This window comes from Lentimicrobium saccharophilum (assembly GCF_001192835.1).
GTDB lineage: Bacteria > Bacteroidota > Bacteroidia > Bacteroidales > Lentimicrobiaceae > Lentimicrobium > Lentimicrobium saccharophilum.
In genome coordinates, this window is sequence record NZ_DF968182.1 from 3,028,783 (window position 1) to 3,044,538 (window position 15,756).

The following is a 15,756-nucleotide window of genomic DNA, read 5'->3' on the forward strand; positions in this document are numbered from 1 at the left end:
AGGACACCTTTCTGCTATTTTCTGATTTTTCCTTCCCTGCGTTCTTCCCACAACTGTTTGAAATTATCAGCGGCTATCTCCGGTAATTCCCGTTCAGGACCCCACAAACCGGAAAAAGCCTTTTTAAAAACCATATTTTTCATTTTTGCGCTGCCTGTATCCATCCATTTCCGGTTCAACATGATCTTCTTCCAGGTAAACATGGAAAACGCATCAAACACGGTGTAGCTGCCCTGCTTCACGCTGTCGTTGCGGTTATATAGCAGCAATTCATGAAGATTGATTTTTACCGGACAGACTTCGGTACAGCTTCCGCAAAGGGTAGAGGCGAAGCTCAGGTGTTTGTATTCATTCAGCCCTTTCATCCAGGGAGTGATGACCGATCCTATTGGTCCGCTGTAAGTGGTTCCGTAGGCATGTCCGCCAATGGTTTTATAAACAGGACAGGTATTCAGACAGGCCCCGCAGCGGATGCAGCCCAGCGCACGCCGCTGGTTTTTCCGCGACAATACTTCCGAGCGGCTGTTGTCGAGCAGAATCACGATCATCTCCGCCGGCCCGTCAGATTCGCCTTCCTGACGGGGTCCGCTGATAAGGCTGTTATAGGCAGTCATCTTCTGACCCGTGCCGTGGGTGGCCAGCAAAGGCCAGAAAAGATCGAGGTTCTTTACCGATGGAATCACCTTTTCAATCCCGGCTACTACAATATGCACATCAGGAAAGGCGGTACTCATTAAACCATTGCCCTCATTTTCGGTAAGGCAGACAGAACCGGTATCAGCCACCAGAAAATTGGCACCGGTAATTCCCACCCTGGCATGAAAGAATTTCTCCCTGAGCCTGCTGCGGACAAATGCCGTTACCTGTTCCGGGGTACTTCCCGGAGGAAGTCCGAATTTCTCATTAAACAGCGCTGCAACATCTTCTTTTGATTTGTGCATTGCCGGGGTTACGATGTGGTAAGGCTGTTCGCCCGCCTGCTGCACGATAAATTCTCCCAGATCGGTTTCAATTGCCTCAACGCCGGCTTCGACGAGGTGTTCATTTAACCCGATCTCCTCGGTAACCATGCTTTTGGATTTCACCACATAGGCCGCATCATATTTCTTAACAATTTCAAGAATTTCCCTGATGGCATCCCCCGCATCCTGCGCCCAGATAATTTTTCCCCCGTTTTTTTCAAAGTTTACCTCAAATTCGACGAGAAACTTTTCGAGGTCACCGATTACCTTGTTTTTCAGATAAGCCGCCCGGGTCCGGGCCAGCTCAAGGTTGGCATATTGCTGCTTTCCCGCTTTTACGGCCAAATCATACCGGCTGATATTATAACTTATCTTCCGGTGATGCTCAGTATCGGCAGCCTTTAAGGATGAATCCTTTCTGAATTTGTTGTAAACTTCAATCATCAGCAGAATCAGCCAATTATATTGATTTTGTCCACCCTGGTTTTATGTCTTCCACCCTCAAAATCAGTATTGAGAAACAATTTCACCGCTTTGATGGCATCATCAAAATCAATGAATCTTCCGGGCAAACATAACACATTCGCATCATTGTGCCGGCGGGTAAGTTCTGCCTGTTCACTGTTCCAGCAAAGCGCGCCGCGGATACCCTCATATTTGTTCACAACCATACATACCCCATTTCCGCTTCCGCAGATTACGATACCGCGCGTGTGCAGCCCGGCATGAACCGATTTTGCAAGTTTATGCGCAAAATCAGGATAATCAACACTTTCTGTCGAAAAAGCCCCGTAATCCTGAAATTGATATCCTTCTTCCTTAAGTATTTTTATCAGAAATGACTTTAATTCGAACCCTGCATGATCGCTTGCCAATGCCAGTATTTGTGATTTATCCCACATTGTTAATAAATTTAATCACAAAATTAATCATTAATTGAGGTTATCAGCAGAGCCGGTTAGAAATAAGACACTTAAAAATTACGGTTTACATCTATGACAATTTAATTAACTAATAATCAATAAAATATAGTTTATTAACAAAAATTTGTTAATTTCCGTTTGACATTGTTACAAAATCCTGAAAAATTGCCTGACCTGTTAAGAATTTTCGGGATAGCATGCATTATGAATGAAATTAGTCTTTTTTGTCAAAAACAATTAACAGGCAATCAACAGAAATAAACATCTTTCAGATACTTTTGTACCTGTTGGAATCATATTATCAACAAAATGTTAATAGTTGGCTAAATATTTGTGATACAACATTAATCTGAATTTTTTCCGGTTAACCGGTTGTTGATAAACTACTGATAAGGAAAAAAGCAAGAAGTAAAATCAACAATTTTCCAACAGAATTAACAGCAGTAATAATAATAATGATTTTTATTTAAAGATTTCATTATTAAAAACCGAAATGACCGATTTATTCACAAAACAATAACGGGATGCAAACCAACGAAGAATTGCTGAGTCAGATTGATAAAATGCGGAAGGAAAAGAATGCGGTAATTCTGGCGCACTATTATCAGGTACCGGAAATACAGGATATCGCCGATTTTGTAGGTGACAGCCTGCAGCTTTCGCAAAAAGCAGCGGAAACCAATGCTGATATAATTGTTTTTGCAGGTGTGCATTTTATGGCTGAAACAGCAAAAATACTCAGTCCTGATAAAAAAGTGTTATTGCCCGACCTTGAAGCCGGCTGCTCATTGGCCGACAGTTGCCCTCCGGACGATTTTAAGCGCTTTATTGAGGCTCACCCGGGGCATAAGGTGGTTTCGTATATAAATTGCTCTGCAGCCGTTAAAACGATGTCGGACGTAATATGCACTTCCAGCAATGCAAAAATGGTTGTGGAATCTTTTCCGCAGGATGAAAAACTGATATTTGTCCCTGACAAAAACCTGGGCGCTTACATTAACGGACAAACGGGGCGCAACATGGTTTTGTGGGACGGGAGTTGTCATGTGCATAACCAGCTGAGTGACGAAAAAGTGATACAGCTGAAAATGCAAAATCCGGATGCAAAATTGATCGCACATCCCGAATGCCGGGGACCGGTGCTTGCACTGGCCGAATTCATCGGATCTACCGCCGCTTTGCTCGAATATACCAGAAAGGATTCCTGCAAACGGTATATAGTGGCAACCGAAGGCGGTATCATTCATCAGATGCAGAAAGCTTCTCCCGATAAGGAATTTATTGTTGTGCCATCGGATGAAACCTGTTCCTGTAACGATTGTCCTTATATGAAAATGAATACGGTACAGAAATTGTATCTCTGTCTGAAAAATGAATCTCCGGAAATTTTACTGGATACCGCTGTTATAGAACGGGCCAAAGAACCGATTATCAGGATGCTGGAAATTTCAAAAGCAGCAAAACTGATCAGATAGGAAAAATTCCGCTGATTTGCGTAATTTTACAAAATGCGAAAATCACTGCTGTTTCTGGTTTTAGTGATGATTGCCTTTCTTCTGAAAGCGCAGGACAACACCGTTGTACCCAACGGATTCAACCGCTTTTACCATCCCGATGGCAAGGTTTCCAGCGAAGGGATGATGCGCGACGGAAAACCTGATGGTTATTGGAAAACTTACTGGGAAAACGGCACCCTGAAATCGGAAGGAAACCGTAGAAATTTCGAACTCGACAGCATCTGGAGTTTTTATGACGAAAACGGTAAAACCACCCTGCAGATTACCTATCTGAACGGCAAAAAGGAAGGCATCCGACGCACTTTCAGGGAAAATGAAATTATTGAAGAGAATTTTTCGAATGACGTGAAACACGGACTAACCGTTTATTTTTATCCTGACGGGAAAATAATGCGGACGATTAATTTCGAAAACGGCCTCGAAAACGGGTATGCGCGTGAATACGACCAGGATGGAACGGTGATTACCATGATAGAATACCGGCGCGGTTTTGTGGTGGATCGCGAAAACATCAACCGCCGCGACCGCAACGGACTGAAACAGGGTAAATGGAAATTTTTCTACCCCGACGGGAAAGTGAAAACCGAAGGCAATTACAGGGATGATAAGCGCAACGGCTATTTCAAAGAGTATGACGAAAAAGGCATGCTCATTGATATTGCCAAATATGTGAATGATGTTAAGCAGGAAGAGCCGCCCGAACTGGTCAAACTGGATGTACGCACCGATTATTATCCTGACGGAAAAGTAAAAACCAGGGCCAGCTACAAGGGCGATACCCCCGAAGGCATAAGGCGGGAGTACGATGAAAAGGGACAGGTGGTTGCCGCTTACACCTTTACCAACGGAGTGATTACGGCCGAAGGGATTATTGACGATGAAGGGGTAAAAGACGGGCCGTGGAAGGAGTTCTATGCAGACGGGACACTGAGGTCGGAAGGTGTATACCGGAATGGCAAACGCATCGGCAAATGGCGTTTCTACCATCAGAACAGAAACCTGGAACAGGAAGGCAATTACAACAACCAGGGGAATTCTGATGGTCTGTGGAAATGGTATTACGAAGATGGATTGTTGCTGCGTGAAGAGAATTTCCTGAACGGAAAGTCGGAAGGATTATTTACGGAATATGATGAAAATGGAACCGTGATTATTCAGGGTGAGTATGTTGACGGACTGGAGGAAGGATTCTGGAAATACCAGCACGGCGACCATCGCGAAGAAGGCACCTACCGCAGCGGAATGCGCAACGGTGACTGGAAATATTACTACGACAACGGGGAGTTGAGTTTTCAGGGCGCTTATATCGACGACAATCCCAACGGGCGCCATATCTGGTTCTGGCCAGATGGTAAAAAGAAAGACGAAGGCGAGTACCTGATGGGTATGAAAAACGGCGACTGGATTCAGTATAATACCGATGGAACGGTATTTATGGTGATCAGTTACCAGAACGGCATCGAAAAGAAATACGACGGCGTAAGGATTAAACCGGAACCCCTGGAGTAGATTTCGGATTTTAGATTTATGATTTTAGATTTATGATGCTGTTTTAACAGGGGAAATTGAGGTTAAAAGAATTTCTAATTTCTAATTTTTAATTTCTAAATAGATTGATATTTAAGTATATAGGTGGTAATTTGCATTGAAATTGCCAGTTATTGATTTTAGATTCCGGATTTGGTGATTTGACCGGGCATTTCGTTACATAGATAATTTTAGGCTTTTCAGATGGGCAAGGGACGAGGGACGCCTGAAGAAGGAGAGAGAGGGATAAGGATCCACCTGACAGGTTTTCTTCTGACCTGTTAGGTGTTTAAAAGACGATTAAACCTTGATAAGTTGAATACCGCGCACGGAAGGGACATCTGCGTCAGCGGGAGCGCGTCTTCCCGCGAAAAGTTGCGACAGGGCCTGACGCGTGCCATAGAATGTCAGGTGGATTAATAAACCACATAAGACACAACTTGTCCAGGCTACATTGCCGGGAACAGGCCACAATTGATTGTTTTCAGGAAACTCAGCGTTCAATGATTCGAGGCTTTGAAATCTTATCAACGTTAAATTAATGCATGAACCTAATGTGTTCTAATGTGCCTGCTGTGGTTATTTTTTAGTAGATTTTGGAAAATGTGGCAAGTTTCTTTTCACCACAATAGACACAATAGGACACATTAGATCGTTTTCAGGAAACGCAGAATTCAATGATTCATGACAATGAAATCTCATCAACTTTAAGTTAATGCATGAACCTAATGTGTTCTAATGTGCCTGCTGTGGTTATTTCTTAGTAGATTTTGGAAAATGTGGCAAGTTTCTTTTCACCACAATAGACACAATAGGACACATTAGATCGTTTTCAGGAAACGCAGAATTCAATGATTCATGACAATGAAATCTCATCAGCTTTAAGTTAATGCATGAACCTATTGTGTTCTAATGTGCCTGCTGTGGTTATTTCTTAGTAGATTTTGGAAAATGTGGCAAGTTTCTTTTCACCACAATAGACACAACTTGTCCCGGCTATTTTGCCGGGAATAGGACACAATAGGGTACAGTTTTCCCGGCTACTTTGCCGGAATCAGATAAACTGCATTACCGCATTTTTATGACTTGTCCCGCAACAGGCGGGATTTTTAAATTTACACAATGCTACGCACCTATGCACCTGGTAATCATTGTTAATTTTTTAACTTTCTGTTATTGCAATACTCCGTCCATTCTACGCGCTCAACCTTAACCCTGGTTGCTGAGCGACTTGTGGTGAGCGACGGTGGTCGAGCGGCGGTGGTCGAGCGATTCCGATAGCCATCGGAACGAGACCAGCCGAGACCAGCCGAAGCATAACCTCAACCTTATCCTCCTGCCTCTGTTTGCTAAGTTTCGTTATCTTTGAAAAACCGGAAACGCCTGATCCCGGTTTCAAAAAAATTATTTGTTATGAAAGAATTGTTTTTTTCCGTTTTATTCGCGTTCAGCCTTATGACACCAGATTTTGTCTTTTCCCAGGAGGGGGAGATTCCTTTATCCCCGCCTGATCTGAAATCGGGCAAGCCGCTGATGCAGGCATTGAGTGAACGGAGTAGCCACCGTGAATTCAGTGAAGAGATGCTTTCGCAGGAACATCTGTCTGGATTGCTGTGGGCTGCCTGCGGCATCAACCGTCCGGAAAGCGGAAAACGCACCGCACCCTCGGCCCGCAACTGGCAGGATGTGCAGGTATATGTGTTTCTGAAAGAAGGAATTTATCTTTATGATGAAGCGGGACATAAACTTGTGCAGGTTGTCGCGGGCGATCACCGGAAAGCTTCCGGGATGCAGGATTTTGTAGAAAAAGCGCCTGTAAATCTGGTATATGTTTCCGACTATGACCGTATGAAGGAAGCACAGGATAAATCTTTGTATTCCGGTTTGAGTGCGGGATATATTTCACAGAATGTTTATCTCTATTGCGCTTCCGAAGGACTTAACACTGTGATGCGTGCCATGGTGGACCGTGAGGCTATGCACAGCCTGATGAATCTGAAGCCTTCACAGCATGTGGTGGGGGCCCAGACAGTGGGTTACAGGCCCTAGAAATGGCCTGCATTTTATGGTGATTTAGTACACATAAAGGCCTTGCTTATCATCTGTCATTGCGACATTGATTCCATCTGCACAAGATGTGAACTTCTGCGCAGATAATGTATACCTGTGTGTGTTTACAGGAGTATTCATTTATGATAAAGCTTGTAACTGTGATTATTTTTCCGGGAATTTTATAATAACCGGAAATCCTGGAAAATCAGGCAGGGTGAGAATCAGGACAGGAATATCTGATTCACGGTGGTTTCAAGTTCCAGCGCCATTTTCAGCAACGGGTTTCCGTGTTCGTTTCCCCTTTTTACCAGTACCCCGGCCAGGGAAGAATAGTACCATTTTTGTTCGTCTTTACCTGCTTTAAAACGCGACCAGAGTTCTTCGCCCTTTTCCCGGTAATCGTGCAGAATGGCCCTTGCATTGTCGAGCTTGTCGGCGCAGGATATCATCAGGACCGAAAGGTCGGATTCCTGCTCCAGGTGGTGCAGGGTCCGCTGCTTGCGTACTTTCCAGTCGGGTTCGGGCAGGTGTTTGTCTGTAATTTTATCCTGTTCCGAGGCGCCGGCCACCAACCGGGCCACCCTTTTTCCGAAGTGTTGTTCCACCATTTCAAGGGTAACGGGCGTATCTTCCACCACATCATGGAGAATGCCGGCGGCAATGGTTTCTTCATCACATCCCTGTTGACACAGGGTTTTCATCACATTTACAGGGTGGGAAATATAGGGGATATTGGTGCCCTTTCGGTATTGTCCTGCGTGGGCATCGGCAGCGAATTGAATGGCATTGAAGATCATAGTGCAAAATTGTAGTTTATGTTAGTTTATCCGGTTTGCCTGGTTTGGTGGATGCTGTGAATGATTGATATCTGTCACCGGGTTTGACATACGAAAAGCAATTGTTTTATATATCTTCATTATCATGTTGCATTACAATCAAAGCACAGCAATAAAACTGAATTTATTTCAAGCCTGACGGTTGTTATATCCGGTGTAAGCATACATTGAAATTATATTCTGTCAATCCGGTTTTGAGGGATCAAATTTCCAGACATCATTCCTGTTTGCATAATGACTTCCTGAGAGCCCCAGGAGAATATACCCCGTATTCCCTATTGTAAAAGTGGAAGCATTTCTTCTGTAACCGCCGGCAAATACATTGTCCGAATAATTCCAGGTATTTGAGGCGATGTCGTAATCAATCCAGACATTTGAACCATCAAAGCTGGAAAACAGACCCAAACCGGCATAAATTTTATTATTTATCCTGAATCCGCTCATTTCTCTGCTTCCGATCGGACAATGGGATAGTTCTGTCCAGCTGTCATTCACTTCATCGTATTCCCAGAAATACCTGCTTCCGCCATAGCTTCCGTAATATTTCGCAAGAATATGCGCCGTATTTGAAGAGGAGATCGTGAGCATATCTTCGTTCCAGATGCCATAGTAAATATCGTTTAATTGACTCCAGGTATCCGTAACCGGATCGTATTTCCAGAAATCCATTTTTTCTTCGTAATTACCATAAGCGCCGCCTCCGGCATAACCATAACTGCCGATTGAAAATCCGAATGGACTGAATCTTGCTCCCCCCGGAAAATCATTTTTCCGGGTCCAGGTGCGGGTAATTCCATTAAACTCCCAGACTTCGCTTAAGTTGTAGTCCGGGGTATATTGATTGCCTTTTGTACCACAAATTATATATGCCTTTTCTCCGATTACAAAAGTGGCAAACTTATTTCTTGCATCACCGGGAAAATCTTCAAGCCGGATCCATATATCCGTAACAGGATCGTATTCCCAGAAGTCTTTGTACCAGCTTCCAAATTCACTACCACCTCCCAGTCCAATGTATCCTTTATCGCCTATTGAAAAATACGCACCATATATCCTTGGATTACCCGGGAAGTCCCTCATTTTTGTCCAAGTACTTTTATAATCAACTCTTAACGCTTCTTCCAGGGTAAAGTTCTGATCAAGAACACTTACTGAAACATCCAGGGTTTCAAAAACACTGACTTCCCTGAGAGGAATCAGACTTCTCGGGAATTCAACGACTAATTGGGTGCCGGTTGATGAAATAATTTTTACCTGGTGCTCACCAAAAGAAACTTTGTTTTTCTGAGGTAATGGATTAAAATTTTCACCGGTAATTGTCATATTTTCAACATCGAACGTCTTAATCAGATCGCTATTTATTGAAAAAATTGCTGGTGGTTTAATCAAAACGGATTCGAAAACGGCTTCTCTCCCGCCTAAAACGATCCGGAGTTCATTGGAAGATTTTTCCAGTTCATTAGGCACAATAATCTTTAATCTTTTTTTGGAAGACGTTATAACACTGGCTTGTGTATTCCCAAGAAAGACCTTGTTTGCTTCAATCAACTGGCTGAAACAATCACCGTTTATTTCAATTGTATCTGCAAATGTTACTGATTCAGGATGAACAGAATAAATCAGGGGAGTTGTGATAATGAAAGAATCCGGGAAACCAGCGGAATTACCGGTAACGCTGACTGAAATAATATTGGTCGGAGTGGTAATTTCAGGAACTACAACCAGAATCAGGGAATCAGTGCTTGCTAATGCTTTTGTTTTAAAGTTGTTGAAAAAAATATCGTTGTTTTGGTTAACATAACTGAAGTTTTTTCCCCTGATTGTTAATGTATCTCCTACTGTTCCTTCAAGCGGAAAAACATCCTGTATTTTGGGAGCCTTGCTCCCCAGGCTCAGGAAGCTTATATTCTCCCCGTAAACGATAAAATCCTTTGTTTTAATAAATGCCCGAACATAATAGGAAACATTTTCTTTCAAGGCAGTTTCTATTGTCTCTGTAAAATTTTTAGAATCAATATTATCTGAGTATATGACCCTGTCGCTGTTTTCTATTGCCGGATTTATATATTCACTCCATACAAATCCGTAATTAATTACTTCAAAATTGCCCCGAAAAATTATTTCTGCATTAAACCTTGCACCATCCGGGGTAATTTCGGTAACGGGAAGTGTTTTTATTCTTGGATAATCGCGACCGGTAACCTCATCTTTATTACACTTTACCAGCAAACTCAGCAATGAGATCAACAGAAGGTTCCTTAAGATTGCTTTCATTTTGTGATAAGAATAAGATTTATCATAATGCGATTGTTACTTGCTTTGAAAATTCCGGTACTGTTAAGTGCGGACATTTCAAAATAGCGGACAGCGATGCCGGCTTTAAATTTTGGATATGATTTAAGAATACCAATTCCTGCCCAATATCCGATTTGATTGTTATTAATCTTAAACGCTGATCGCTCAGGATATGTATTTACAACATTTCCCGAAACAATCTCAGTCATCAGTTTCGTCTCTGAATTCAGATGATAATCATAGTTGATCCCACCTTGTAAATACAATCCGTATTTTTTTTCAGGGAAAGAGTACTTTAATGAAAGGGGCATTGATAATGTTGTCAGGTCAATATAAGTGTCATAATATTCTGTTGATGACTGATTCAGCACAACCAGGGATGAGTAACCGGATTTTATGTAATGAATTTCCCCCTGGAAAGCAAATTTTTCTGTAATTCGGGGTGAAGAAATAGTGAAAAGAATTCCTGCTGAAGGATCAACGGAGCAATAGGAGTCATCAAGATATAGATAATACGTTGAATATTTACTTATTTGAATCTCAGACCTTGCCAGGCCAACAGCAGCTCCCCAATCATAATTTATCCACGGTTTTTTTGTCTTGAATTCTTTAAACGCTGAACCTTTGCATTGATTATATTCGACAACTAAGTTTGTTAAACTCTTCTCATTCAGATTAATATTCGAAATAATATCAGTCGTATTATAATAACAATCGCTAATCAAAGCAGATATTATACCACGCCATTTATTGCTTTCCCTCACATAGACTTTCCTGCCTATTTTCACTTCTTCACGGGAAGATTCCAAATCATAAATGCTCGTGTCTTTTTTTATATGATATTTATCTTTGGATTTGTAAAGGCTGATATCACCAATTACTAATGCTTCCACAAAAGAGCCTTCAATAATTTGAGATGCGAAGAATTTATCATTATTATATCCAAATCCTTTAATTTCATGCGGATAGTACTTCCTGCCTTCTTGTTCACCTATGAATATACAAGATTTATAATTATTCAGGTTTGACCGATAATTTACCTGACCATAAATCGTATCATTCTCCGGAGTTATTATAAATCCGTTCCGGAAGTCACTCTGGCTGAAAGAACTATTAGCCAGTAATACAAAAAATGTAATTACAAATATGATTTTATTTTTCATTATAAAACTAGTTATAATTTTCAGGTTATTCTTATATGTATTCTCGGCTTTACCACTTTAATAACTTTCAAAAATACATATTTTTAATAAGGAATTGTTTTTGATGTATTTTAAAAAAACTTACTGTGATTCGGCTAAGCACCGGGCATCGGCAGCGAATTGAATGGCATTAAAGATCATATTGCAAAGATGGAGTTTTTTAGCTTATCCGTTTGTGTGGTTTTTTGGATGGTGTGAATGATATTCAGACTCCGGCGCCTTGCCCAAAAAACTTTCTGTTTCAATTCCAAAGATGGTGCGATTGATAGTGAAAGCGGATCAGCTGATAAAGGAGCTGAACGAAGTTTCAATTCCAAAGATGGTGCGATTGATAGCTGTTGCTTACTTCTGACCTGTCGTAGTAGTTCAGTTTCAATTCCAGAGACGGTGCGATTGATAGCGCTTAGGTCGGTGGCCTCCGGAAGCTCAACACCTTCGTTTCAATTCCAGAGATGGTGCGATTGATAGATCGAGCTGTTGATGAGTCAGAGCAAAAACCATGTGTTTCAATTCCAGAGATGGTGCGATTGATAGGCGGGATTGCGGTCGAGAAAAACATTGCCATCCTCGGGTTTCAATTCCAGAGATGGTGCGATTGATAGCGTGAAACGCCTGTTTTTTGTCCCGTCAGGGAGATGTTTCAATTCCAGAGATGGTGCGATTGATAGAACTTACTGCTACTCAACAACCTTGTCAATTTTGATGTTTCAATTCCAGAGATGGTGCGATTGATAGCTCATCGATGGAATCCAATGCGGTTGTTGCATTGGTAGTTTCAATTCCAGAGATGGTGCGATTGATAGGCATTGAAGGCAATCACAACAGAGGTTGCATTCGGAAGTTTCAATTCCAGAGCTGGTGCGATTGATAGGCCGCCCGGCAAAAGAGGCCGTTCAGCAGCTTTACAGTTTCAATTCCAGAGATGGTGCGATTGATAGACTCAACCTGGGCAGAGAGCCAAAAGGATGTGGATCGTTTCAATTCCAGAGATGGTGCGATTGATAGTATAGTTCCAATCCTGAACATACTTCATCAGGGTTGTTTCAATTCCAGAGATGGTGCGATTGATAGTCCTTGAGTTCCGCGCTAACTGGATGAACCGCAATATGTTTCAATTCCAGAGATGGTGCGATTGATAGAGCGACAGCGGCAGGCCGAGGTATGCGGCTTTAACCAGTTTCAATTCCAGAGATGGTGCGATTGATAGCCCAATCCCGAAGAGCTGTTTGAGATTGTAAAACGTGGTTTCAATTCCAGAGATGGTGCGATTGATAGTATGAAGCGCTTGGCGCATCGGTAGGTCTGTATCAAGTTTCAATTCCAGAGATGGTGCGATTGATAGTTAGCCTCCCCTGTTGCTACAAAAAGACCTATCAAGTTTCAATTCCAGAGATGGTGCGATTGATAGAAGATTATAGAGAAGGGTGAGTTCTCGCTCGACTTCGGTTTCAATTCCAGAGATGGTGCGATTGATAGAAGGACCTCTTTCACGAGCCTGATAGCCCGCTGCCTGGTTTCAATTCCAGAGATGGTGCGATTGATAGACTGCCGCTACACTTAAACAGGCTGAAGCAGATCTGCGTTTCAATTCCAGAGATGGTGCGATTGATAGGCGTAACCCCTTCGAGGATCCCAACATCGTCCAGTTCGTTTCAATTCCAGAGATGGTGCGATTGATAGCAAGTTTTTGTAACGTAGCCAAAGCAGATATAACACGTTTCAATTCCAGAGATGGTGCGATTGATAGAATCTCCTGAAGCCTCAATTCTTTTTGTTCTTCTGTAGTTTCAATTCCAGAGATGGTGCGATTGATAGACAAGGACAAGGTTTCCAACCATGCCGCCAAACATCTGTTTCAATTCCAGAGATGGTGCGATTGATAGTATCGTAACCCTGATTCCGCAGGTCGTGAATCCTTCGTTTCAATTCCAGAGATGGTGCGATTGATAGCTGATCAATCTTTTGTAGTATAATTTCGTGTTCGCTCAGTTTCAATTCCAGAGATGGTGCGATTGATAGTATGAAGCGCTTGGGGCGTCGGTGGGGTTGTATCAGGTTTCAATTCCAGAGATGGTGCGATTGATAGTTCACTTGAATCTGAAATAACATGAAGTACCTTTTTCGTTTCAATTCCAGAGATGGTGCGATTGATAGACTGGCGTGCTTATAAGTCAAAAGAATATGTTCTTAAGTTTCAATTCCAGAGATGGTGCGATTGATAGCTCCACTGATTATTATCAGGACTTTCTTGATACCGGTTTCAATTCCAGAGATGGTGCGATTGATAGTTTCCCACCGCACCCAACACAATCAGCATTATTCTTGTTTCAATTCCAGAGATGGTGCGATTGATAGATATGACGAGGTTGGGCTTCGACCACAAGTTTGTTTCGTTTCAATTCCAGAGATGGTGCGATTGATAGTAAACCCTATAAACTTCCTGACCATCACAATCAATTGTTTCAATTCCAGAGATGGTGCGATTGATAGCTTTAATTCACGGGAGCAGTGTGGGCTTTTAACGCTGTTTCAATTCCAGAGATGGTGCGATTGATAGGATGTAGTGTTTCCCTTAATGAGTAACACCGACACCCGTTTCAATTCCAGAGATGGTGCGATTGATAGCAGAAGCATCTCATCCCTTACTACTCATCCATAAAGTTGTTTCAATTCCAGAGATGGTGCGATTGATAGTGTATTTGAATTATAAACCCAACTCACTACTTTATCGTTTCAATTCCAGAGATGGTGCGATTGATAGTCAGGCAGAATAAAAGTATTTTGGAAATTGTTGAAAGTTTCAATTCCAGAGATGGTGCGATTGATAGGAGCTGCTGCGAGAATGATTCGAATGCTTTCTCCTTCGTTTCAATTCCAGAGATGGTGCGATTGATAGCGAAGCCATCATTCCAGGGGGCGTAGCCAAATTCAATCGTTTCAATTCCAGAGATGGTGCGATTGATAGTCAATAAGTACTGGTATGCTTACAACTCATCATCGTTTCAATTCCAGAGATGGTGCGATTGATAGTCGCCTGTTCCTGCCCGGTGGCGTCGAGATCCATCACCGTTTCAATTCCAGAGATGGTGCGATTGATAGTTGCTGATCCGGTTTCCGCGATTATCGCGCTTATCTCGTTTCAATTCCAGAGATGGTGCGATTGATAGGTTGAGACTTGCTACTTTTAAAATACTTGATTTGATGTTTCAATTCCAGAGATGGTGCGATTGATAGTTTAACCGGGAGAGCCGGCTACTCGGAGGCATGTTTAGTTTCAATTCCAGAGATGGTGCGATTGATAGACTCGCGGCAGAAGGTACCTATCAGGCCGGACTTCTGTTTCAATTCCAGAGATGGTGCGATTGATAGGAAGTCCAGGGGCCATCCTGATAGTGGTAGATGTAGTGTTTCAATTCCAGAGATGGTGCGATTGATAGTTAAACTTTCCCATGTTTCAAATTATATAGTATGTCGTTTCAATTCCAGAGATGGTGCGATTGATAGTCGGTCAGTATCAGTCAGCCTTCCCTTTCGACATGCGTTTCAATTCCAGAGATGGTGCGATTGATAGGCTTGTGCTTAACAACATAAAGCTATACAACACCCGTTTCAATTCCAGAGATGGTGCGATTGATAGACTTGATGCAGCCAACTGCCAGGCATTGTGCTTCGTTTCAATTCCAGAGATGGTGCGATTGATAGCCCGGTTAAGGTTGTGCCCTACCCGGTTTTTGCTCGTTTCAATTCCAGAGATGGTGCGATTGATAGGCATCTTTTAAAGTGAACTGAAGCAGGGTGTCATTCGTTTCAATTCCAGAGATGGTGCGATTGATAGATAACCTCTCCGGAAAGGAAAGGGTAAAGGATGCCAGTTTCAATTCCAGAGATGGTGCGATTGATAGACAGGCTTGGTTGTCAAACTCATTACATAATTACCAAGTTTCAATTCCAGAGATGGTGCGATTGATAGACGAACCCACCGCCGACGACGACCGGTATACCTACGTTTCAATTCCAGAGATGGTGCGATTGATAGGATGCCGTCTATGGTGTAGTTGATGATGTCGATGATCGTTTCAATTCCAGAGATGGTGCGATTGATAGGCATTACTATTTCGTAACTGAGGTCGAGCTTCAGCAGTTTCAATTCCAGAGATGGTGCGATTGATAGGTTCCGAGGTCCTGTTGAGGCTGTCGGTATTAATGATGTTTCAATTCCAGAGATGGTGCGATTGATAGTTAATCAAGTGGAATGTAGTGAGCCGGTTTCTTTCGTTTCAATTCCAGAGATGGTGCGATTGATAGTCACTTTAAAAGATGCCATCCGACAGACCTGGGAAGTTTCAATTCCAGAGATGGTGCGATTGATAGATAGCGATTTTGCTGTTATGTCGAAAATCTTGTCTGGTTTCAATTCCAGAGATGGTGCGATTGATAGTCCT

General features: G+C 42.4%; 8 protein-coding genes and 1 CRISPR repeat array (1 of these 9 only partly in view). Of the genes, 3 read left to right on the top strand and 5 right to left on the bottom strand.

Annotated features, from left to right (window positions below; genetic code table 11):
* Positions 1-14 precede the first annotated feature (14 nt).
* Together TBC1_RS11695 and rpiB are read right to left on the bottom strand one after the other, a co-directional pair.
* Positions 15-1,406, bottom strand: coding sequence for a LutB/LldF family L-lactate oxidation iron-sulfur protein (locus TBC1_RS11695; protein WP_062042511.1), 1,392 nt, complete (start codon positions 1,404-1,406; stop codon positions 15-17).
* An 8-nt stretch (positions 1,407-1,414) separates the two neighbouring features.
* The gene (rpiB, locus tag TBC1_RS11700) at positions 1,415-1,864 is read right to left on the bottom strand and encodes a ribose 5-phosphate isomerase B (protein WP_062042514.1); all 450 of its coding nucleotides are present in this window, start codon (positions 1,862-1,864) and stop codon (positions 1,415-1,417) included.
* A 545-nt stretch (positions 1,865-2,409) separates the two neighbouring features.
* Between rpiB and nadA the strand changes: the two genes are divergently transcribed.
* The 3 genes from nadA to TBC1_RS11715 all read left to right on the top strand — a co-directional run bounded on the left by nadA (position 2,410) and on the right by TBC1_RS11715 (position 6,978).
* A complete protein-coding gene (gene nadA, locus TBC1_RS11705) occupies positions 2,410-3,360 on the top strand; it encodes a quinolinate synthase NadA (RefSeq protein WP_062042517.1) in 951 nt (316 codons plus the stop codon).
* Between the two features lie 33 nt (positions 3,361-3,393).
* A complete protein-coding gene (locus tag TBC1_RS11710) occupies positions 3,394-4,911 on the top strand; it encodes a toxin-antitoxin system YwqK family antitoxin (protein ID WP_062042520.1) in 1,518 nt (505 codons plus the stop codon).
* 1,431 nt (positions 4,912-6,342) lie between these two features.
* Positions 6,343-6,978 carry a SagB/ThcOx family dehydrogenase gene (locus TBC1_RS11715; protein ID WP_137305618.1) on the top strand — a complete coding sequence of 212 codons (636 nt, stop codon included), beginning with the start codon at positions 6,343-6,345 and terminating at the stop codon, positions 6,976-6,978.
* A gap of 224 nt (positions 6,979-7,202) precedes the next feature.
* Here TBC1_RS11715 and TBC1_RS11720 read toward each other — a convergent pair whose 3' ends face one another.
* The 3 genes from TBC1_RS11720 to TBC1_RS11730 form a co-directional block, all read right to left on the bottom strand.
* On the bottom strand, positions 7,203-7,778 hold the full coding sequence (locus TBC1_RS11720) for an HD domain-containing protein (RefSeq protein WP_062042523.1): 576 nt from the start codon (positions 7,776-7,778) through the stop codon (positions 7,203-7,205).
* Between the two features lie 222 nt (positions 7,779-8,000).
* Positions 8,001-10,091 carry an IPT/TIG domain-containing protein gene (locus TBC1_RS11725; RefSeq protein WP_062042525.1) on the bottom strand — a complete coding sequence of 697 codons (2,091 nt, stop codon included), beginning with the start codon at positions 10,089-10,091 and terminating at the stop codon, positions 8,001-8,003.
* The gene (locus tag TBC1_RS11730) at positions 10,088-11,275 is read right to left on the bottom strand and encodes an outer membrane beta-barrel protein (protein WP_062042527.1); all 1,188 of its coding nucleotides are present in this window, start codon (positions 11,273-11,275) and stop codon (positions 10,088-10,090) included. The genes TBC1_RS11725 and TBC1_RS11730 overlap by 4 nt, the downstream gene beginning before the upstream one ends.
* A gap of 277 nt (positions 11,276-11,552) precedes the next feature.
* Positions 11,553-15,756: a CRISPR direct-repeat array (repeat unit 31 nt; unit sequence GTTTCAATTCCAGAGATGGTGCGATTGATAG) (it continues 2,211 nt past the right edge of the window).